Genomic DNA, 20,025 nt, shown 5'->3' with positions numbered 1-20,025 from the left:
GACCCTGAATAGCAAAACGCCGCGGATTGAGCCGCGGCGTTTTCTTGCATCAAGTGATGTCAGCTCAGCTCGACGGCTGAGGCTCCATGCCGCCTTCGGGCTCGGGACCCTTTTTGCGGCGGCCGGACTTCGGCACAGCCGAGCCGCGGCTTGTGGGGGTATCATCCCCCAAATCTCGCGCGGGCTTCTGCCCGGCGATCAGCTGCTTGATCTCTTCGCCCGAAAGCGTCTCGTATTCGAGCAGGCCCTGCGCCAGAGCGATCCATTCCTTCTTCTTCTTGGTCAGAATGGACTTGGCCGTGACATAGGCCTCGTCGATCAGCCGGCGCACTTCGGCGTCGATGATCTGCGCGGTCTCTTCCGAGACGTTCTGCGTGCGCGCCACCGAATGGCCGAGGAAAACCTCTTCCTGGTTGTCGCCATAGGCGACATGGCCGAGCTTGTCGGAGAAGCCCCAGCGCGTGACCATGGCGCGCGCCAGCTTTGTCGCCTGCTCGATGTCCGAAGAGGCGCCCGAGGTGATGTTCTCCTTGCCGAACTTGAACTCCTCTGCGACGCGGCCGCCCATCATGATGGCAAGCCGCGAGATCATGTATTTGTAGCTCATCGAATAGCGATCGCCTTCCGGCAGCTGCATGACCATGCCGAGCGCGCGACCGCGCGGGATGATGGTCGCCTTGTGCAGCGGATCGGCCGACGGCACGTTGAGCGCCAGGATGGCGTGGCCGGCCTCGTGATAGGCCGTGAGTTCCTTTTCGGCCTGGGTCATGGCCGACGAGCGGCGCTCGGCGCCCATCATGATCTTGTCTTTGGCGTCCTCGAACTCGGCCATGGTGACAAGTCGCTTGTTGCGGCGCGCCGCCATCAGAGCGGATTCATTGACCAGGTTCATCAGGTCGGCGCCCGAGAAGCCCGGCGTGCCGCGTGCGATCACCTTGAGGTCGACATTCGGCGCCAGCGGCACGTTGCGCACATGCACCTTGAGGATCTTCTCGCGGCCGACGATGTCGGGGTTCGGCACCACCACCTGGCGGTCGAAACGGCCCGGACGCAGCAGCGCCGGGTCGAGCACGTCGGGCCGGTTGGTGGCGGCGATCAGGATGATGCTCTCGTTGGACTCGAAGCCGTCCATCTCGACCAGCAGCTGGTTCAGCGTCTGTTCGCGCTCATCATTGCCACCGCCGAGGCCGGCGCCGCGATGGCGGCCGACAGCGTCGATTTCGTCGATGAAGATGATGCAGGGAGCATTCTTCTTGGCCTGGTCGAACATGTCGCGGACACGGCTTGCGCCGACGCCGACGAACATCTCGACGAAGTCGGAACCCGAAATGGTAAAGAACGGCACATTGGCCTCGCCGGCGACGGAGCGGGCGAGCAGCGTCTTGCCGGTGCCGGGAGGTCCGACCAGAAGCACGCCGCGCGGGATCTTGCCGCCGAGGCGCTGGAACTTCTGCGGATCGCGCAGGAACTCGACGATCTCTTCCAGATCTTCCTTGGCCTCGTCGACGCCGGCGACATCCTGGAAGGTGACGCGGCCATGCGCCTCAGTGAGAAGCTTGGCCTTCGACTTGCCGAAACCCATGGCGCGGCCGGAGCCGGACTGCATCTGGCGCATGAAGAATATCCACACGCCAAGGATCAGGATCATCGGCAGGTAGGAGATCAGATAGCTGAACAGCGAGTTGGAACCGTCCGACTCAGGCCGCGCATTGATGGTGACGTTCTTGTCCTGCAGCCGCGAGACCAGCTGCGGATCGCCAGGCGAATAGGTCTGGAAGCCATTGGCGTTGTCGGCGTAGGTGCCCGTGATGCGGGCGCCGGCGATGACCACCGTCTTGACCCGGCCGGCCGCGACCTCTTGCAGGAACTGCGAATAGGGAACGTCGGTCGAGGCCCCGCGAGTCTGCGGCGTCTGGAACAGATTGAAGAGAGCAATGAGCAGGACCGCTATGATCGCCCAGAGCGCGAGATTGCGATAATTCGGATTCATCAATTGTCCCGTTGGTGCCCGCTGGGACACGCGTCATGAGAGGAAACTTGCGCCTAACATAGGGAGAGCGCCCCCCCTTGCCAAGCATAACAGCACGTCTGGGTTAAGCTTTCGCGCCATGATCAACCGGCACTGTGGCGGCCAAAGGGCAAGCCGAGACAGGCGGTGCGCCGATCAACTCGGCCACGGCCTGCGCCAACACCAGATCGAAGCACGGCAGAAAACGGGCAAAGGGCGCAACGGCGGGACTGACGGCGATTGCCGCCGCCGCCGCTACATCCCCTGCAAAACCAAGGCATTCGCCGCCGCGCCATAGCGCCGGTTCCGCAGCCAGGGCGGCGCGCACAAGGCTTGGCGGCGCGCCATCCCCGGCAATCGGCGTTTTGGCGGCGGCAGCAGCGCCAAGCGGCGCGATCAACCATGCACCCGAACTGTCGCCCAATGTGATCGCCCCGGCTTCGATGTCTGGCGTGATCCGCCGGCGACCGTCCCAAAGCAGAGTGCCAGCTATCGGCGCGGAACGCGGCAGGTCGCGCGATTCACGGCGCAGGAAGATGCCGTTTCGCCTGATATCGACGACCGCCCGCGACAATGTGGCGCAAAGCCGACCGGCCCGCATTTGCTCGAACAGCGCTTCGCCGCGCGCCTGGTCCGGCAACAAGGCGGTGCCGCCCGTCGCCGCCAGCAGGACACGCAGCGCATAGACCGCGGCTCGCGTGTCGTCAGCTTCGGCAAGACCGGGATCGAGACGGATGAGACCCCTCGCCGGCCGGCTGGCAAATTCACCGATCAGGGCGGCGGCACGGCGGCCGAGTTGTTCGCGCTGGCCGGCGGCCCGCCTGGCAAGGCCGATCGCTTCGGCAAAACGCTGCCCGCTCCGGTCTTCGCCGAGCACGGCCCGGATGCGCGGGCGTTCGAAGTTCGTGTCGATGTTGGTCGGATCCTCCGCCCAGCCGACATGTTCGCGCTGCAGGAAGGCGCGCAACGCCGCGCGCCGTACGCCGAGCAGCGGCCGCGCGATCCAGATCCGCCAGTCATAGAGGGTGGCCGGCGCCATGCCGGCGAGACCTCGGCCTGCCGTTTCACCGAGATCTCGCCCATCATTCCGCGCGGCTCGCATCAGGACGGTCTCGGCCTGGTCGTCGGCGGTGTGGCCGGTCACGATCACACCAATGCCTTGCGCCTGCGCTGCCTCGGCCAGCAACCGGTAGCGCGCCTCGCGCGCCGCCGCGGGCAGGCCGGCCGACGGCTTGGCGCCGGACCAGTTGAGCGTCCGGTGCGCGATGCCGCGCTCGGCACAAAGCTTTGCCACGCTGCGCGCTTCGACTGCTGCTTCCGGACGCAGGCCGTGGTCGATCGTCACCGCCAGCAGCAGGGCGGTCGGGGCGCTGCGGTCGAGGTGAGCCTTGAGGAGAAGAAGGAGGGCGGTCGAGTCGCTGCCGCCGGACACGGCCGCAAGCGCGCCGTTGGTAAAGTCGATCTGCGAAAAATTCGAAAGGTCAGGCTCGGTATCGAGCATCAGTGCATGTCGCGCAAAAGTGGTCCCGGTTCTGGGACAACACGGCAAAGACTAGCACGCCGCCAGCGCCCTCTCCTGCTTGACGCGTTCCTTGAGCGCGGCCGAAATATCGGGATAGCGCTTGCCGATCTCGCCGAAGGTGGCGCAGGCGACATCCTTCTGCTTGAGGCCGACCAGCGACACGCCAAGCTTCAGGAGCATGTCAGGCGCCTTCTTGGCCTTCGGATAGTCCTTGCTGGCGGAGAGGAAAACCTCGGCAGCGTCATGATACTTCTGCTGGCCAAGCAGCGATTCGCCAAGCCAGTAATGCGCGTCCGCCGCCTTGGCGTCCTTCGGGAAGCGGGCGATGTGGTCGCGAAAACCCTGCTCGGCGGTGCTGTAGTCGCCCGACAGGATGAACTGGTAGGAGTTGCGGTAGATCTCTTCCGGGTTGTTGGTGGCAGGCAGCGCCGCCACCACCGTGCCGTCCGACTTGCCGGTCTTAGCCCCGGCAGCCGGCGCCTCGGCGGCGGGAGCCGCACCTTCCGCCGGCGCCGCTGCCTGCGTGTTGCCGCCGGCGTCGATTACATTGCCGTTCTTGTCGACGGTGATGGTGCCGAAGGTCTTGGGCGGCGTGCCGTTGATCACCTTGCCGGGATCGCCGGTCTGCGATTCGACGATGACCTCGCCGACGCTCTGGCCGCCATCCGACTGCGCGCCGGCATCGGCCGGCGCCTGGTCTGCCGGGGCCTCGGCGACGCCGGTGCCCGCGCCACCGTCCTGCGGCGCGGCCTCCGATTTCTTCTGGGCCGGCGGCTGCCCGCTGGAGCCGCCTTCCAACTGCTGGAAGCGGAACTCGTTGTCTTCCTGCTGCTTGCGCATCTGCTCCTGCATCTGCAGGATCTGGAAGTTGAGTTCCTCGAGCTTGCCGTTCATCTGCCGGAGCTGATCTTCCAGCCCCGCGGCGGCGGTGCCGTCCTGCTGCTGCGCGATCTGTTGCTGCTCCGGCTTCTCCTTCTTGCCGAAAATGCCGAGCGTCGGCAGATGGAAGGAAAAGCCGCTATCCGAGGGTTGTCCGGTGCCGCTCGCGGAAGCCGCGAAGCCTGATACGAGCAGCAGCGCAAGCGTGCCGCTCAAGACCGATCTGAAATGCATGTGCCTCTCGCCGTGAATATCGTGAGCCTGTTCGCGCCTTCCGATCACAGTGGGACCGGCACGACGCCCTCGGCTCTTAGCAGGAGGCGAGACTTCGGCCAAATTTTGTTTCCGGGTTTGTTTCCGGGGCCGAAACTAAAAAAGGCGGCCACAAGGCCGCCTTTCGCATGGAGGTGTTGCAATTATGCGACTAAGGCCGCCGTCTTACTCATCAGGAGCCGGCGCCGGAGAGCGTGGTGACGGCGCGGCGATTCTGCGACCAGCAGGAGATGTCGTCGCAGACCGCGACCGGACGTTCCTTGCCGTAGGAAATGGTCTTCAGGCGGCTCGCCGAAACGCCCCTGGCGACCAGGAAGTCGCGGGTGGCGGCGGCGCGGCGGGCGCCGAGAGCCAGATTGTATTCACGTGTGCCGCGTTCGTCAGCATGGCCTTCGACGACGATGGCGTACTGCTTGTACTGGTTGAGCCACTGTGCCTGCCGCGACAGCGTCGTCTGCGCATCGGCGCGGATCGCGGTCGAGTCCGTGTCAAAGAAGATGCGGTCGCCAATGTTGACGGTGAAGTCCTGCGCCGAGCCCGGCGTTGCGGCACCCGCGCCATTGAGACCGAGATCGGCAGCGTTGTTCGGGGTTTTCTTCGAGGCGCAACCGGTGATGGCGAGCATCGCGATCAGGGCGATCATCGCCGGGTTTCTGGTAAGTGCTGCGATACGGCCCATGCCGCCTCTCCTTCGTATTCGAGTGATCGTATTTCGAGTGATTTCGTTGATCACCCAGTAACCACGTTTGGGTTAACCGGCATTCAAGAAATACGGTTAATGTTTGGTTTCGATCGTCCGTCCACGACCTTCAAATCCACAGTCACAGTTGGCGCGGACCCTAGGCGGAAATGCGGCCGAAACGCGACTAATGAATGGAAAAGGGGCCAAACGGGCCCCTTTTTAGCAGGTGTGGCAATTCGGCCGAAACTACTCCAGCAGCGGCGACCAGGCGGGATCCGACGCGAAATTCGCGGTCGGGATCGACTGTTCGTTGCGGCCGGTGAGATCGACGGAAACCAGTTTTGGGCCGCCGGCGGAGTCGCGGAAGAACATCAGCACGCGGCCGTTGGGCGCCCAGGTCGGTCCCTCCTGCTGGAAGCCCGAGGAGAGGATGCGCTCGCCCGAACCGTCGGTCTTCATGACGCCGATCTGGAATTCGCCGCCGGTCTGCTTGGTGAAGGCGACGAGGTCGCCGCGCGGCGACCACACCGGCGTCGAATAGACGCCGTCGCCGAACGAAATGCGGGTCTGGCCCGAGCCGTCGGCGCCCATCACATAAATCTGCGCACGGCCGCCACGATCGGAAGTGAACACCACCTTGCTGCCGTCGGGCGAATAAGAGGGCGAGGTGTCGATGGCGGTCGAGTTGGTCAGCCGGGTGGTCGAGCGGCTTCGCAGGTCCATGGCGAAGATGTTGGAATTGCCGTCATCGCGCAGCAGGCTCATGATCACCTTCTGGCCGTCGGGCGAGAAGCGCGGCGCAAAGGTCATGCCGGGAAAGTTGCCGACCAGTTCGCGCTGTCCGGTCTCGATCTGCAGCAGATAGACCCGCGGCTGGCCGCTTTCATAGGACATGTAAGTGATTTCCTGCCGATTCGGCGAGAAACGCGGCGTCAGCACGATCGAGCGGCCATCGGAGAGATAGCGCACATTGGCGCCGTCCTGGTCCATGATGGCGAGCCGCTTCTTACGCGCATTCTTGGCGCCGGATTCGTCGATGAAGACGACGCGTGTGTCGAAATAGCCCTTCTCGCCGGTGAGCTTCTCATAGATCGCATCGGCGATGATGTGGGCGACACGGCGTTGATTTGCGTCGTTGGCGAAAAACTGCTCCCCGGCTATCTGCTGGTTGCCAAAAATATCCCATAGTCGGTACTGGGCGCGGATTCGGCCGTCCGCCTCCTTGCTCACGCTGCCGGTGACCAGCGCCTGCGCATTGATCACCTTCCAGTCGTCGAAACGGGGCTGCGCATCCGGATTGGCGATCTTCTCGATGAAGGCGTTCTTGTCTATCGGTGCGAAGAGACCGGAGCGCTTCAGGTCGGCGGTGACGATCTCGGAAATCTGCGCGCCGAGCCCTCCCTGGAAATCTGGGATGGCGATCGGCATCGGTTCGACATTGCCTTTGTTGACGTTGAGCTCGAGGGTTGCTCGAGCAGGCAAGGTGACGACGGCGTTCATGCCCATCGCCATCGCGGCGACCATCAGGAGCGGCTTGAGGATGGATTTCATGTCTTCTCGCTTCTCTTGCTGATTTCTGGGTGCTCAGGCTACAGGCCAAGCATCGCTCTGGGATCGAAGTTGACGCGAACGTCGGACCAAATGTCATGCTTTCCGGCGGGCACCTGCAGGCCGGCGACATCGCATTTCTGCACAGCGCGAACCGCGCTGCTGTCGAACTGGGGGTTGCCGCTGGACTTCTCGACGGTCGGACGGCCCTCCAGCTTGCCGGAGGCATCTAGGCTGAAACGGATCACCACGGTGAAATCCTCAGAACCCTCAAGCCCAACCGGGAGGGTCCAGCAGCCACCGAGTTGTTCTTCCAATGCCCCTTGCTCGGACTTCGACAGCTTCTGGCCTTGATCCTTGTCGCCGCCTAGCGATGCTTGCTGGGTCGAGCGCTTAGCGCCGCCGCCGGATGGCTTCTGCTTGTCGAGCAAAGCCTTGATGTCAGCCTCATTGAACTGCTTGTCATCCGACTTCGGCTTCGACGAGGCTTCCTTGACTGGCTTGTCAGCGTCCTTGCGGTCCGGTGCCTTGGCGCTTTCGGCCTGCGCCGGCTGCGGCTTCGGCCGTGCTTCGGGAGCAGGAGCGGAAGTCGGAAGCTGCGCTTCTTCCAGAGGCTGCTGATCCGATATGGCTTCGGCGACCGCATCGGGCTTCACGCGTGGCTTCGGCTCTATGGCGGCGGTCGTGTCCGGCTGCGGTGTTGGTGCAGGCTCCTTCACCGGGGTCGGCTTCGGTTCAACCTGCTTCACCGGCTCGGGCTTGACCTCTTCCTTCGGCTGCGGCTCCGGCGCCACCTCCGTCGCAGGTGTCGGCTTCGGCGCTTCCTTTGGCTTCGGCGTGTCCTCGGTCTTCGGCTTTTCGGTCGGGGTCGGCGCCGGAGCAGCCGTCGCTGTTTTCTCCACCAGCTTCGGCTTGGGCTCGTCCGTCACCGGCTTGTCGGTATCAACGCTGTTCTCGCCGATTTTCTGTGCATCTGGCACGATGTCGGGACGCTTGGTCGGCATCGGCGCCGGCTTTTCGTGCATCACCGCCTTCTTGTCGCCCTGCAGCGTCTGCGCAATGGCTTCCATGGGAACGATGTCGACCGCTATCGACTCGACATCCGTGGACGGCAGCGCGGCCGGCGCCGACAGGGTGAACAGGCCGAAAGCCAGTGCCACCGTATGCAGTATCACCGATGTGGTGAGGCCGGTCTTCATCGTGCGTCTACTGATCCTGTTGCTGCAGTGAAATCAGGCCGATATTCTTGTAGCCGGCGGCCTGGATGAGGGCCATCACCTCCATCGCGGCGCCATAGTTGGTCGCCTTGTCGCCGCGGATGAAGATGCGCTCTTCGTAGCCGGTCTTGGAAATCGCCTGCAGTTTGGCGACCAGCTCTTCCCTTGGGATTTCGGTCTCCTGCAGGAAAATCTTGCCGGCCGCGTCGATCGAAACGGTGATCGGCTGGGTGTCGGCGTTCATAGCCTTGGCCTTCGTCTCCGGCAGGTCGACCGGCACTCCGACCGTCAACATAGGTGCGGCGACCATGAAGATAATCAAGAGCACCAGCATCACGTCGACCATCGGCGTGACGTTGATTTCCGACATCAATGCATGGTGGCGGCCGCGCCGCCTGTGTCCGCGCCCGCCGCGTCCTGCCATGCCAACCGACATACCCATCTTCTTACCTCAGCCCTTAGGCGCTACTTTTTCATCGATTTGGCGCGAGAGTATGGCGGAGAACTCATCCGAGAACCCTTCCATCCGCACCGCGATCTTGTTCGCGTCGGATGACAGCTTGTTGTAGGCGATAACCGCCGGTATGGCGGCGAGAAGACCGATGGCCGTCGCCAGCAGCGCTTCGGCAATGCCGGGTGCAACAACCGCGAGACTGGTGTTCTTCGAACCGGCAATCGCCTGGAACGAGGTCATGATGCCGATGACGGTGCCGAACAGGCCGATGAAGGGTGCGGCCGAACCAGTGGTGGCGAGAAAGCCGAGACGGCCCTCCAGCTTCTCCATCTCGCGCGTCAACGCCAGGTCCATCGCCTTGTCGATGCGGGTCTGCAGGCCGAGCGGCGATTTGGCCCCCTTCTCGAAGCTCTTCTTCCATTCGCGCATGGCCGCAACGAAGATCGCACCCATGCCCGTGGTCTTGCGGTCGGCAAGCGTGCGATAGAGCTCTTCCAGCGACTGCCCCGACCAGAACACCTGTTCGAAGCGATTGAGCGACAGACGCATGCGGGCATAGCTGACCAGCTTGTCGACGATGATCGCCCAGGTCCAGACCGAGGCGCAGAGCAGACCGATCATGACCAGCTTGACCACCCAGCTGGCCTGTGTGAACAGCGCCCAAATCGACAATTGCGCTGCCGGATCGGCGAGTGCGGTAGTTTCCATGCTTCAGTCCTTAAGATTTTCCGGGCATCGCTGGCGGCTGGCCCATGGGCATCCCTTGTGGTCCGTTCGCGCTTGGCTTCCGGATTAACCCCAAAATGCACCGTTGGCGGCCTTTTCAGGGCAAATATTGGTGAAAGGAAGGCGCGCGGATTCTTCCAATCTTCACCGATCTCTTCATGAACCGTTATGGTTAAGGATGGGTTAGGAAATATGGCGCGGCGCATTGCCGCGCCAAGGCACGACGCGGGCCATCCATCCACAATCGAATGCGCTGCCGATTGGCCGCTCGTTGCCGGCCGGCAGGCCTGGATATCAGCTTGCTCCTGGTAGAAAGGCCGCGATCCATTCTTTCGGAAAGCGCTTCGGCCGGCCGTTCTCGCCGATGATCGCCGCCTCGACCTTTGCTTCGACCAGAACCTCTGTCCCGCGTTTCAATTGCTGCGCCATGACGATGCGGGCGCCGGAAATATCCTGCGTTGATGTGTCGATGGTCAGGATGTCGTCCATGCGGGCAGGCGAGCGGAAATCTATCTCCATCCGCCGCACCACCCAGACGATCCGTTCGCCGTGCTTGCCTTCGTGAAGTTCTGTGTGGTGGACGCCCGCCAGCCTGAGATAGTCCGAGCGGCCGCGCTCGAAGAATTCGAGATAGCGCGCGTGGTAGACGACGCCGGAGAAGTCGGTGTCGGCATAGTAGACCCGCGCCATCAGCCGATGGCCGAATTCCGTCAAGGCTCCGGAAAGCCAGGCAGCAAGCGCCGCCGATTCACCATGATCGTCCATCGCGCTTTCCTTTTTGCCCCCGGCGGGGCACCTGTCTTGCCGAAATCACCAGCGCAGCAAACCGATGGCACTGTTGACGGCGATGATCAAGACCGTGATGGCAGCGCTGCTGGTGCTGGCGTCGTCTGCGCTTCCCGGTCAGGCCGCGAGCTTTTCGATGAAGCGCGGCCTCAACCTCGACCAGTGGACGACCTGGGTCGGGGAAGACAAATGGAACGACCGACAAGCCATCCTGCCCTATCCGGAATGGCGCAAGTTCCTGAACGAGGATGACCTCAAGGCGCTGAAGGCCGCCGGTTTCGACTTTCTGCGCATGCCGGTCGATCCCTCGCCGTTTATGTCGGATCAGACACTGGCGCTGCGTGACGACCTTTATGCCAGCGTGCGGGACTCGGCGCGCATGATCAACCGGGCCGGTCTGAAAGTGATCGTCGACATGCACCTGATCCCGGCCGGCGGCGGCCGCGAGATCGGCATGGGCCAGGTGATGGACGATCCCGCAACCTTCGACGCCTATGTCGAGGTCGTCCGCAAAATGGCGCGCACGCTTGCCACTGAGGACCCGGCGCAGGTCGCTTTCGAGCCGATGAACGAGCCTATCGTCGACTGCGACAGCGAGGGCACCAGCCTGTGGCCGGAGCGTCAGCAAAAGCTGTTCGCGGCCGTGCGCGCCTCGGCCACCAGGCTGACGCTGATCCTGACCGGCGCCTGTTATTCCAGTGCGGCTTCGCTGGTCAGGATCGACCCAAAGTCGATCCCCGACGACAACATCATCTGGACCTTCCACTCCTACGACCCGTTCCTGCTGACGCATCAGGGCGCGACCTGGGCCGGCGATTTCATTCTCTATGTTACCGGCCTGCCCTATCCGCTGACCGCGGTGCCGCGCGCCGAGCTCGATGCGACGCTGGATGCGATCCGCGCCAAGATAAAAGCCGAGGCGCCACGGACCAGACGGAACGGCCTGCTCGCCTATCTCGATGAACAAGTCGCCAGCATGGACACGGACGAAAAGCTGCTCGGCGTCATGGATGCGCCGTTCGAAAAGGTCGAGGCCTGGGCGAAGGCCAACGCCATCAAGCCGGAAAACATCACGCTGGGCGAGTTCGGCATGATCCGCCAGGAATATGGCAATCCCTATGTGATGCCGCCCAAATACCGCGCGGCCTATGTCAAGGACATGATCGCGCGCGCCGAGGCGCATGGCTTCTCATGGTCGGTGTGGAGTTTTGGCGGCGCCTTCGGCATCGTCGACGCTTTCAACGGCGAAAAGGCCGAACCCGCCGTGATGGATGCGATCCGCTCGCTCCATTAGCCCTAGGGCATGTCGAGATTTCAGGTCAGGCCGAGTCGAAAATGAGGGGTCCGAAAACCGGAACGGAGCGGACTTTGGTCCGTGACTACCGGAAGCGCAGGAACACCTCATTTGCAGGCCGGCATCACCTGAATACCGGCATGCCCTAACCGAGGTCGATCTGCAGGATCTCCGGCCGCATGCCAAAGCGCACCGGCGCGATGCTGAAGCCGAGTCCGCCTGACACGATCAAATTGCGGTCATTCTCGACGACATGGCCATAGGCAAAGCGGTTGCCGAAGCGGGACGGCACCACCGGTGAATAGCCGAACAGCCTGACCTGCCCGCCATGTGTGTGGCCCGACAGCGTCAGCGAAACCCGCCACGGCACTTTCGGGAAAATGTCAGGCTCATGCGCAAGCAGGATGATCGGTGCCTGGTCGGTGATCTTGGCCAGCGTGCCGTCGAGATCGTCCAGGCCTTCAAATCTGTCGCGGCCTGCGGCCTTGTTCGGTAACAGTGCCAGCTGGTCGGCGAGTCCGGCGATCCAGAAGCCGTATCCATTCTTTTCCAGACGCACAGCGTCGTTCTCCAGAACCGAGATGCCGGCTTCCTCCAATGCCTTGCGCGCCACAGTCGGCCCCGCTCCGGCCTGCTGCGCGAAAGGATCGTGCCACCAGTCGTGATTGCCGAGGATCGACAGGACACCAAGCGGCGCCTTCAGTCCTGACAAGGCCGGCGCCCATTCATGGGCCTCCACCCGGTTCGTCACCAGGGACATGCCTGAGATATAGTCGCCGAGCAGTACGATCAGATCGGGCTGCAGCACGTTCGCACCCTCGACGAGCGAAGCGATCCGCTCAGGCGTCATCCAGGGGCGGCAGGCGTGAATATCGGCAAGTGCTACGACGCGCAGCTTCAGACCTGCCGGCCAGTGCGGCGGCGTCAGCCGGTAGCGCTTCACATGGGTCAGCAGCATCGGTTCGATGCCGACCGCATAAGCACTGAGCGAAGCTAGCGAGAGGAACGAACCTCCGGCGAATTTCAGGAACCCGCGTCTGGTGATCACTTTTCTGGCTCCGACCTTGATCGGAGCAGTTCGCGCCGACATTGCGACGCCCGATACAATCGAGGAATGCGCCTTCACGCTGGCAGGTTTGAGGAGATTCTGCACAGAATCCGTTCCGAAGAACAAATGTCCGTTACTCTTCCTGGAACAGGTTGATCTGCTGCTGTGCCAGATCCTTTGGCGCGTCGAGGCCGAGATGGCGCCAGGCGTTGGCGGTCAGCACGCGGCCGCGTGGCGTCCGTTGGATGAAACCCTGCTGGATCAGATAGGGCTCGATAATGTCCTCGATGGCGTCGCGCGGCTCGGAGAGGCCGGCGGCGATGGTTTCGATGCCGACCGGTCCGCCGCCGAAATTGCGCGCGATCATTGAGAGATAGCGGCGGTCGAGCGCGTCGAGGCCGAGCGCGTCGACCTCGAGCCGGGTGAGAGCTTCGTCGGCAATCTGCTTGTCGACGTGGCCGTCGCCGGCGACGGAGGCGAAATCGCGCACGCGGCGCAACAGTCGGCCGGCGATGCGCGGCGTGCCGCGGGCGCGGCGCGCAATCTCCAGCGCGCCGTCGTCGCCGAGCGGCATTTGCAGGATACGGGCGCCGCGGCGCACGATCTGCTCCAGTTCCTCGACCGAATAGAAATTAAGCCGCACCGGAATGCCGAAGCGATCGCGCAGCGGGTTGGTCAAAAGGCCGAGCCTGGTCGTGGCGGCAACGAGCGTGAAGCGGGCAAGATCGATCTTGACCGAGCGTGCCGCCGGACCTTCGCCGATGATCAGGTCGAGCTGGAAATCCTCCATCGCCGGGTAAAGGATCTCCTCGACTGCCGGATTGAGCCGGTGGATCTCATCGATGAACAGCACATCGCGGTCTTCGAGATTGGTGAGAAGTGCGGCGAGATCGCCGGCCTTGGCGATCACCGGACCGGAGGTCGAGCGGAAATTGACGCCGAGCTCGCGCGCCATGATCTGCGCCAGCGTTGTCTTGCCAAGCCCCGGCGGCCCGACGAACAGCACATGGTCAAGCGCCTCGCTGCGGCCCTTGGCGGCCTCGATGAAGACTTTGAGATTGGCCCGCACTGCGGCCTGGCCGACGAAATCGGCGAGCGTCTGCGGCCGCAAGGTCTGCTCAGCATCCTCGCCGCGCTTTTCCGGGGCAATGAGGCGGGGTGAAAGGCTCATGCGGCCTTCCTCGCACAGGGCAAAGGACCGGACAAGCAATCACTCACCGCGCCAGTTCCTTCAGCCCGAAACGAATGAGCTTCGAGGCATCGGCGTCCTCGCCGGCCGTCTTCAGCGCCGCCGCGACAGCATTGGCTGCTGTGTCGCGCGAATAGCCGAGATTGACCAGCGCCGAGACGGCGTCGGTAATCGGCGCCGGCGCCACGCCTCCGCCGAGCTCCTGCTTAAGGCCGATGGTGCCGGAGGCGGTTCCGGCATAGGCCGGCGCCTTGTTCTTCAACTCGGTGACGATGCGCTCGGCCACCTTCTTGCCGACGCCGGGCGCGCGGCTGACCATGGCGATGTCGCGCAGCGCGATCGCATTGGCGAGGTCTGCCGGCGCCAGCGTCGACAGGATGGCCAGCGCCACCTTGGCGCCGACGCCTTGCACATTGCTCATCAACAGCCGGAACCATTCGCGCTCAAGCACCGACTGGAAACCGTAGAGCCGGATCATGTCCTCGCGCACATAGGTCTCGATGAACAGCACCACCGCCTCGCCGGGCGAAGGCAGCGCGGCCAGCGTGCGCGCCGAGCAATAGGCGACATAGCCGACGCCGTGCACATCGACGAGGCAGAAATCCTCCTCGATCTCGTCCAGCGTGCCTTTCAATTTGCCGATCATGCGTGATCCCTCATGCCAGCGCCATCCTGTAGGCGACGCTTTGCCGGTGATGCGCGTGGCAGATGGCGATAGCCAACGCGTCTGCGGCATGTTCGGTGTCGAAAACGGCTTTCGGCAACAGCACCTTTACCATCATGTGGATCTGCTTCTTGTCGCCATGGCCAACGCCGATCACCGCCTTTTTGACGGCATTGGGGGCATATTCGGCCACAACAAGGCCGGCGCGCGCCGGCACCAGCATGGCTATGCCGCGCGCCTGGCCGAGCTTCAGTGTCGCCACCGCATCCTTGTTGACGAAGGTTTGCTCGACGGCCGCTTCCTGGGGCATGGCCGCATGCAGGATCTCGGCCAGCCCGTCATGCAATTGGCAGAGCCGTGTCGCCAGCGCCGCCTTGTCGTCGGAGCGTACAGTGCCGGAGCTGATAAAGCGCAGCGAGTTGCCGAGGCTCTCGACGATGCCCCAGCCGGTGCGCCTCAGCCCCGGATCGATACCGATAATGCGAATCGCTTCCCTCATGCGCGAAGTCTACCTCCGGCGCACAGCGATGTCAGCGAAATGTGAACAAACCGGAAACGGAGGCGTTTAACCTCGAGCGAAAGCCGTGTTCAGCAGCGTGATCTGGTCGGAAACCGGATTGGCGCGGCGGGCGGCGGCAGGCGTCTCGGCAAACGCGCCGCCATAGATCTCTTCGTCCATGCGGCGCACCAGCGCCTGCAGGCGCAGCGAGCGGGTGACGAGGTCGAGGAAATCCTTCGGCAGTTCGCCCCAGCCGACCGCTTCGTCATGCGCCGAGGCGGTGTCGAGACGCACCTTGGATTTTTCCGAAGCGACCTGGTCGCGGGTCATCTCGCCGGAATTTGCCGCCCGCTGCAAAAGCAGCCAGGAGGCGACTTGCATCAACCTTGTGGTCAGCCGCATCGATTCGGCCGCATAGAGCGTCGCCGCCAGCCTGGACAGCTTCTTGGCCTCGGCCCGGCCCTTGCCGTCAAGATACTCGGCTGCCTGTTCGACCAGGCCCATGCCTTCCTGGTAGAGCGGTTTGAAGGATTGGGAGAAAACCCGGCGTTCCGCCAGCTTGATGGTTTTCGCGATGCCCTTCGAAGGCTCGTTCATCGATACGCCCCTGCACTGCCCCGTCGGCTGATTCGGCTTCTCGCCGTCACGCCGGCACCCTAGATGACTGAAGCTTGAAAATGCGCTTCGCCGCCGGCGAAGGCAAGCACATGTTTAACAAACGGTTAACGCCTGCGCAGGGGCGCCAAGCGGACCAAAAGCAGACAAAAAAAGAGCCGCGGATAAGGCGGCTCTCAGGAGTTTAACAGGGAGGCGTCAAACGAAGTGGCTCCAACCACTCGGTAAGAATCCAGATCACTGGACGGACATAGTAAACACCTGTAAAGCTTAATGAACCCTTAACGGCGCGGATATTTCTTGATCGACCGCTGCCCTTCTGTGCCGTATCAGCACAACGGTGCCCTAAGCCTGATCGTCGGCTTGTTCATGCCTTCTTCCACACAGCCGGCAAGGAAATGAAGGCGAACAGCAGCATTGCCGCATAAAACCCCATCGAGGAGGAAGCCAGCACCGGCTCGATCTCCGGATGGCCGGCAAGTTCAAAGTAAAGCCCAATCATCAGTGCGATGCCGCAGATTGCCGTCAGCCAGAAATGCACGACGGCAATCGTCTTTTGCCCGACCGCTGGAAACAGGTGGTAGAAGAAGGCAAACACCGCCGACATCAGCCAGCCCGCCACCATGGTGTGCGCGTGGGTCGGCATCTGCCCATGGTCATTGGAGATCGCCATATGCAGGCCGAGCGCCATGCCGCACAGGGAATAGATGACGGCCAGGGTGAAGAAATTTCGTGCTACGCCTTGCATGGGATACCCTCGTTGGTTGTTGCAGACTTGGTCCGACCGCGCGCGGCCAAAATGGAGCGTCGGTCGCGAGCGGCTTAGTCCCCGCAGGTTTCAGGATCATGCCGCGAAACCAGCCAATGCCGACACGGCGTCTATCCGGCAAATGCCGGGTATTGTGCGGGCTGGCGGTAAAATCCGGCGACGGCGCCACCGCAACAAGCCGGCACCCACGCGGCATCTTCTGGATACATGTACGGAGATAATCCGCCCTCCTTCGGAAGCAGACGCGCGATAGCAGCGTTTACCCCCGGAACGATGCACAAGGAGCGGCAATGGACTGGTATTCTCTCTTCAAATTCCTGCATGTCATGGCAGCGATCCTCTGGCTCGGCGGCGGTTTCGCCATGCTGCTGGTTTCGATACTCGCCGATCGCGACGGCGACGACGAGACGCTGATGGTCATGCTGAGAACGACGGACAAACTCGGCTTGCGTCTGTTCGTGCCGGCGTCTATCGCGACCCTGGCTTCTGGTCTGGTGCTGACTTCGCTATGGACCGGCTTCTCCGACCTTTGGGTCGTCATCGGCCTTTGCGGCTACGCCGCCGCGTTTCTGACCGGTATCCTCGTGCTCAAGCCTTCGTTCGAAAAGCTTGCCACAATGCTTGCCGCGGACGGCATGACCCCGGCTGCCATAGCGTTTGGGCGCCGCATGATACGGATCGTCAAGTTCGATTTCGTCATCATGATCGTCGTCGTCGCCGACATGGTGCTGAAGCCGACCGCGCACGATATCGCCACTCTCGGCGCAATGGCGGTCGTGGTCATGGGTGGTGCATCGCTGACCTTTGCGAGCGCCCCGCGAACCAAACCGGCAGCCGCCTGAGCGGGATTTAGAGCAGGCCGGCGATCCCGTCCCAAAGCAGCTTGACCGCGACCACGGCCACGGTCGCGTAGGTGAAGGGATAAAAAATCTCCGGCCGCATGCGCCGCACCAGCCAGGCGCCGGCGATGGTGGCCAGCGGCGCCAGCGGCATCAGCACGGCCGACGCCGTCAGGTTGGCGGTGTCGAACTGGCCAAGCGCGAAGTAGGGGATCAGCTTCAGCGCGTTGGTGGCGGCAAAGAAGATCGCCGATGTCCCCGACAGCACCTTCGGATCGAGCCGGATCGGCAGCGCATAGACCTGGAAGGGGGGCCCGCCGACATGGGCGACGAAGCTGGTGAAGCCGGCGACGGTGCCCCAGAAGGCGGCGGCGATGCGGTTGGGCGCCGCCGCATGGTCGGAACCGTGGCGGAACTGGAGATAGAGCCAGCGCAGCACGAAGATCAGCGCGACAGCGCCGACGATCAGCCGCACCATCTCTTCGGTTACGAGCGCTGCCGTCAGCCAGCCGAGCCCAATGCCGATCACCGCGCCCGGCATCATGTCGACCAGCATCTTTCTGTCATACACACCCCACCACGTCCACACCGAAACGATGTCCATCAGGCACAGGATCGGCAGCAGGATGGCCGCCGCCTGCACCGGCGGCATGGCCAGCGCCATCAAAGGCACGCCAACGAAGCCGACAGCGCCGCCGAAGCCGCCTTTCGACAGCCCGACAAGTATCACCGCCGGAATGGCGGCGGCATAAAACCACGGATCGGCGAGCAGACCTGACATGAACTGGAAATGCTGGAGGGAAGACGGTTGCCCTGCAATAGCCCAGAAACCCTTGCGCCGCGACCGGGAAAATGCCGGCCGTGTCGATCAACTGTGCGTAAAGCGACGGTTCCGGATTTACGGCAAGATCGCCGCCGATGCATAAGGGCGCCGTCCGATGCATCAGGTTTTGACCCCAGGTTTTGGCCCCAGGTTTTGACCCCAGGTTTTTGACCCCAGGTTTTTGACAATGAGCGAACCCCACATCCGCCGCGCCGAAGCGGCCGACCTGCCTGCCATCGTAGCCATGCTCGCCGACGATCCGCTTGGCCGCAGCCGCGAGGATGCGACCGAGCCACTCGCCAAGGCCTATCGCGACGCCTTTGCCGCCATCGACGCCGACCCCAACCAGTTTCTTGCCGTGATGACGGATAGCGGCCGCGTCATCGGCACGTTGCAGATCAGCTATCTCGCCGGGCTGTCGCTGCAGGGCGCCTTGCGCGGCCAGATCGAGGCTGTGCGCGTCGTCGCAGACCGCCGCGGCGAACGGCTGGGACAGCGTCTGCTGGAATGGGCGGTCGAACAGTGCCGTGAACGCGGCTGCAAGATTGTCCAGCTGACCACCAACAAGAGCCGCCAGGACGCGCATCGCTTCTATGACCGGCTCGGCTTCAAGGCCAGCCACATCGGCTACAAGCTGGAGCTTAATTCAGTGGCGGCGGACGGCGCCGGATCGGCTGCGCCTTGATGATGGCGGTGCTGGTCTCCGCCTTGTCGGCGATGCGGTCGAGAAGCTTGTCGAGCTCGCCGATGGAGCGCACGTAGAGCCGGGCCACGAAACAGTCGTCGCCAGTGACCTTGTCGCATTCGCCGAATTCCGGGATCTCCTCGATCAGCTTCTGGACGATATGCAGCTTGCCCGGCAGTGGCCGCACCCGCACGATCGCCTGCAGCGGAAACCCCAGCGCCTCCGGGTCGATCTCGATGGTGAAGGCGCGGATGACGCCGCGTTCCTCGAGCCGCCGCAGCCGTTCCGAGACGCTCGGCGACGACAGCCCGACCTGCTGCGCCAGATCCTTCAACGAAGTCCGCGAATCCAGGATCAGGATGTCGAGAAGCTTTCTGTCCAACTCGTCCAACTTTATCATCTCCTCGCAAAAGGGCTGCGCGCACCTTATTGAATAAGGTCCTGCCCCCCTATCACCTTTCATAGGGTATATAAACCCTCAAGACGGCATGAGATTATGGCCTCAACAGATAGAGGTATTGTCATGGACAACACGGTACGTGGCACGATCGAGATGACGGCGGCGATGACGATCGTCGGCACGATCGGCTGGTTTGTCGTCATGTCGGGCCAGCCCGTCATGGACGTGGTGTTCTGGCGCTGCGCTTTCGGAGCGGTGGCGCTGCTGATCACCTGCGCGGCACTCGGGCTGCTGCGCGGCAGGCTGACGCTGCGCATTGTTGCCATCGCCGCTCTTGGCGGCGCGGCCATTGTCATCAACTGGCTGTTGCTGTTCAGCGCCTTCTCCCGCGCCTCGATCTCGATTGCCACGGCGGTCTACAACACGCAGCCCTTCATGCTGGTCGGCTTCGGCGCGCTGTTCTTCGGCGAGCGGCTGACCCTGGCCAAGCTGACCTGGCTCGGCATCGCCTTCGCCGGCATGCTGCTGATCGTGCAGACAGGGCCCGATGCGGGTGTCGGTTCCGGCATAACCGGCACAGATTATGTCATCGGCATCGTCATGGCGCTCGGAGCGGCCTTCTTCTGGGCTGTCGCGGCAATCGTCGCCAAGAAGCTCAAGGGCACCCCGCCGCATCTGATCGCGCTGATCCAGGTCTGCGTCGGCGTCGTCATGCTGGCGCCCTTTGCCAACCTCTCGCATTTGCCCGCCGATGCCTGGAGCTGGGCCATGCTGGCCACGCTTGGCGTCGTTCACACCGGCCTGGTGTACATATTGATGTACGCCGCCATCCAGAAACTGCCGACGCATCTGCAGGGGTCGCTGTCCTTCATCTATCCTGTCGTTGCGATCCTGGTCGATGTGATGGCCTTCGGCCACCGGCTGCATCCGGCCCAGCTCGTCGGCGCAGCCGCCATCCTGATCGCCGCCGCCGGCATGAATCTCGGCTGGACTTTGTGGAGGGCCAAATCGCCGGCCGAAAGCCCGCAAGCCGTCAAATGAGCCGCAGAGCGTCGGCTCGCCGGCGATCGTAAACCAAAGCCATCGCATCGATCCCCGCCCGCCT

The 20,025-nt window shown here is 63.1% G+C and carries 21 protein-coding genes; 4 read left to right on the top strand and 17 right to left on the bottom strand.

Features of this window, described 5'->3' with window-relative positions; genetic code table 11:
- Positions 1-64: 64 nt before the first annotated feature.
- The 9 genes from ftsH to ybgC form a co-directional block, all read right to left on the bottom strand.
- Positions 65-1,990 (bottom strand): ATP-dependent zinc metalloprotease FtsH, encoded by a 1,926-nt coding sequence (gene ftsH / locus NKJ88_RS17830; protein WP_023673598.1) that lies wholly within the window; start codon positions 1,988-1,990, stop codon positions 65-67.
- A gap of 103 nt (positions 1,991-2,093) precedes the next feature.
- A complete protein-coding gene (gene tilS, locus NKJ88_RS17825) occupies positions 2,094-3,509 on the bottom strand; it encodes a tRNA lysidine(34) synthetase TilS (protein WP_352444891.1) in 1,416 nt (471 codons plus the stop codon).
- 51 nt (positions 3,510-3,560) lie between these two features.
- The gene (ybgF, locus tag NKJ88_RS17820) at positions 3,561-4,643 is read right to left on the bottom strand and encodes a tol-pal system protein YbgF (RefSeq protein ID WP_352444889.1); all 1,083 of its coding nucleotides are present in this window, start codon (positions 4,641-4,643) and stop codon (positions 3,561-3,563) included.
- A gap of 211 nt (positions 4,644-4,854) precedes the next feature.
- Positions 4,855-5,361 (bottom strand): peptidoglycan-associated lipoprotein Pal, encoded by a 507-nt coding sequence (gene pal / locus NKJ88_RS17815; protein WP_023684182.1) that lies wholly within the window; start codon positions 5,359-5,361, stop codon positions 4,855-4,857.
- A 249-nt stretch (positions 5,362-5,610) separates the two neighbouring features.
- The gene (gene tolB / locus NKJ88_RS17810; RefSeq protein ID WP_023673841.1) at positions 5,611-6,915 is read right to left on the bottom strand and encodes a Tol-Pal system beta propeller repeat protein TolB; all 1,305 of its coding nucleotides are present in this window, start codon (positions 6,913-6,915) and stop codon (positions 5,611-5,613) included.
- Positions 6,916-6,953: 38 nt separating this feature from the next.
- Complete coding sequence (tolA, locus tag NKJ88_RS17805) at positions 6,954-8,111, bottom strand: cell envelope integrity protein TolA (RefSeq protein ID WP_023684181.1); 1,158 nt, start codon at positions 8,109-8,111, stop codon at positions 6,954-6,956.
- A 7-nt stretch (positions 8,112-8,118) separates the two neighbouring features.
- Complete coding sequence (gene tolR, locus NKJ88_RS17800; RefSeq protein WP_023673843.1) at positions 8,119-8,571, bottom strand: protein TolR; 453 nt, start codon at positions 8,569-8,571, stop codon at positions 8,119-8,121.
- 9 nt (positions 8,572-8,580) lie between these two features.
- Positions 8,581-9,291, bottom strand: a complete 711-nt coding sequence (gene tolQ / locus NKJ88_RS17795; RefSeq protein ID WP_023673844.1) for a protein TolQ — start codon at positions 9,289-9,291, stop codon at positions 8,581-8,583.
- A 312-nt stretch (positions 9,292-9,603) separates the two neighbouring features.
- The gene (gene ybgC / locus NKJ88_RS17790; RefSeq protein ID WP_352444886.1) at positions 9,604-10,074 is read right to left on the bottom strand and encodes a tol-pal system-associated acyl-CoA thioesterase; all 471 of its coding nucleotides are present in this window, start codon (positions 10,072-10,074) and stop codon (positions 9,604-9,606) included.
- A 64-nt stretch (positions 10,075-10,138) separates the two neighbouring features.
- Between ybgC and NKJ88_RS17785 the strand changes: the two genes are divergently transcribed.
- Entirely contained in the window at positions 10,139-11,389 is a 1,251-nt protein-coding gene (locus NKJ88_RS17785) for a glycoside hydrolase family 5 protein (RefSeq protein ID WP_352444884.1), read from the top strand.
- A gap of 145 nt (positions 11,390-11,534) precedes the next feature.
- Here NKJ88_RS17785 and NKJ88_RS17780 read toward each other — a convergent pair whose 3' ends face one another.
- The 6 genes from NKJ88_RS17780 to NKJ88_RS17755 form a co-directional block, all read right to left on the bottom strand.
- Positions 11,535-12,437 (bottom strand): metallophosphoesterase, encoded by a 903-nt coding sequence (locus tag NKJ88_RS17780; protein ID WP_352444882.1) that lies wholly within the window; start codon positions 12,435-12,437, stop codon positions 11,535-11,537.
- Positions 12,438-12,570: 133 nt separating this feature from the next.
- The gene (ruvB, locus tag NKJ88_RS17775; protein ID WP_023700287.1) at positions 12,571-13,608 is read right to left on the bottom strand and encodes a Holliday junction branch migration DNA helicase RuvB; all 1,038 of its coding nucleotides are present in this window, start codon (positions 13,606-13,608) and stop codon (positions 12,571-12,573) included.
- A 43-nt stretch (positions 13,609-13,651) separates the two neighbouring features.
- On the bottom strand, positions 13,652-14,272 hold the full coding sequence (gene ruvA, locus NKJ88_RS17770) for a Holliday junction branch migration protein RuvA (RefSeq protein ID WP_352444881.1): 621 nt from the start codon (positions 14,270-14,272) through the stop codon (positions 13,652-13,654).
- A gap of 10 nt (positions 14,273-14,282) precedes the next feature.
- Entirely contained in the window at positions 14,283-14,789 is a 507-nt protein-coding gene (ruvC, locus tag NKJ88_RS17765; protein WP_023668769.1) for a crossover junction endodeoxyribonuclease RuvC, read from the bottom strand.
- A gap of 66 nt (positions 14,790-14,855) precedes the next feature.
- Positions 14,856-15,386, bottom strand: coding sequence for a protease adaptor protein RcdA (gene rcdA, locus NKJ88_RS17760; RefSeq protein WP_023668768.1), 531 nt, complete (start codon positions 15,384-15,386; stop codon positions 14,856-14,858).
- Between the two features lie 385 nt (positions 15,387-15,771).
- The gene (locus NKJ88_RS17755) at positions 15,772-16,152 is read right to left on the bottom strand and encodes a hypothetical protein (protein ID WP_023668767.1); all 381 of its coding nucleotides are present in this window, start codon (positions 16,150-16,152) and stop codon (positions 15,772-15,774) included.
- Positions 16,153-16,463: 311 nt separating this feature from the next.
- Between NKJ88_RS17755 and NKJ88_RS17750 the strand changes: the two genes are divergently transcribed.
- Positions 16,464-17,015 (top strand): DUF2269 family protein, encoded by a 552-nt coding sequence (locus tag NKJ88_RS17750; protein WP_352444878.1) that lies wholly within the window; start codon positions 16,464-16,466, stop codon positions 17,013-17,015.
- A 7-nt stretch (positions 17,016-17,022) separates the two neighbouring features.
- On the opposite strand, the gene NKJ88_RS17745 is transcribed toward NKJ88_RS17750, so the two are convergent.
- Entirely contained in the window at positions 17,023-17,793 is a 771-nt protein-coding gene (locus tag NKJ88_RS17745; protein ID WP_023668765.1) for a sulfite exporter TauE/SafE family protein, read from the bottom strand.
- A gap of 229 nt (positions 17,794-18,022) precedes the next feature.
- Here NKJ88_RS17745 and NKJ88_RS17740 point away from each other — a divergent pair, with 229 nt between their 5' ends.
- Positions 18,023-18,520 carry a GNAT family N-acetyltransferase gene (locus NKJ88_RS17740; RefSeq protein WP_023824263.1) on the top strand — a complete coding sequence of 166 codons (498 nt, stop codon included), beginning with the start codon at positions 18,023-18,025 and terminating at the stop codon, positions 18,518-18,520.
- On the opposite strand, the gene NKJ88_RS17735 is transcribed toward NKJ88_RS17740, so the two are convergent.
- The gene (locus tag NKJ88_RS17735; protein WP_031199504.1) at positions 18,477-18,920 is read right to left on the bottom strand and encodes an Lrp/AsnC family transcriptional regulator; all 444 of its coding nucleotides are present in this window, start codon (positions 18,918-18,920) and stop codon (positions 18,477-18,479) included. The genes NKJ88_RS17740 and NKJ88_RS17735 overlap by 44 nt on opposite strands.
- A 123-nt stretch (positions 18,921-19,043) precedes the next feature.
- Here NKJ88_RS17735 and NKJ88_RS17730 point away from each other — a divergent pair, with 123 nt between their 5' ends.
- Positions 19,044-19,961 carry a DMT family transporter gene (locus NKJ88_RS17730; protein ID WP_023716071.1) on the top strand — a complete coding sequence of 306 codons (918 nt, stop codon included), beginning with the start codon at positions 19,044-19,046 and terminating at the stop codon, positions 19,959-19,961.
- The last annotated feature ends 64 nt before the right edge of the window (positions 19,962-20,025 follow it).

It is taken from the genome of Mesorhizobium sp. M0016 (genome assembly GCF_040324035.1).
In the GTDB taxonomy this organism is placed as follows: domain Bacteria; phylum Pseudomonadota; class Alphaproteobacteria; order Rhizobiales; family Rhizobiaceae; genus Mesorhizobium.
Note: the sequence above shows the minus strand (reverse complement) of the source record. Positions and strands in the feature narration are given on the sequence as shown.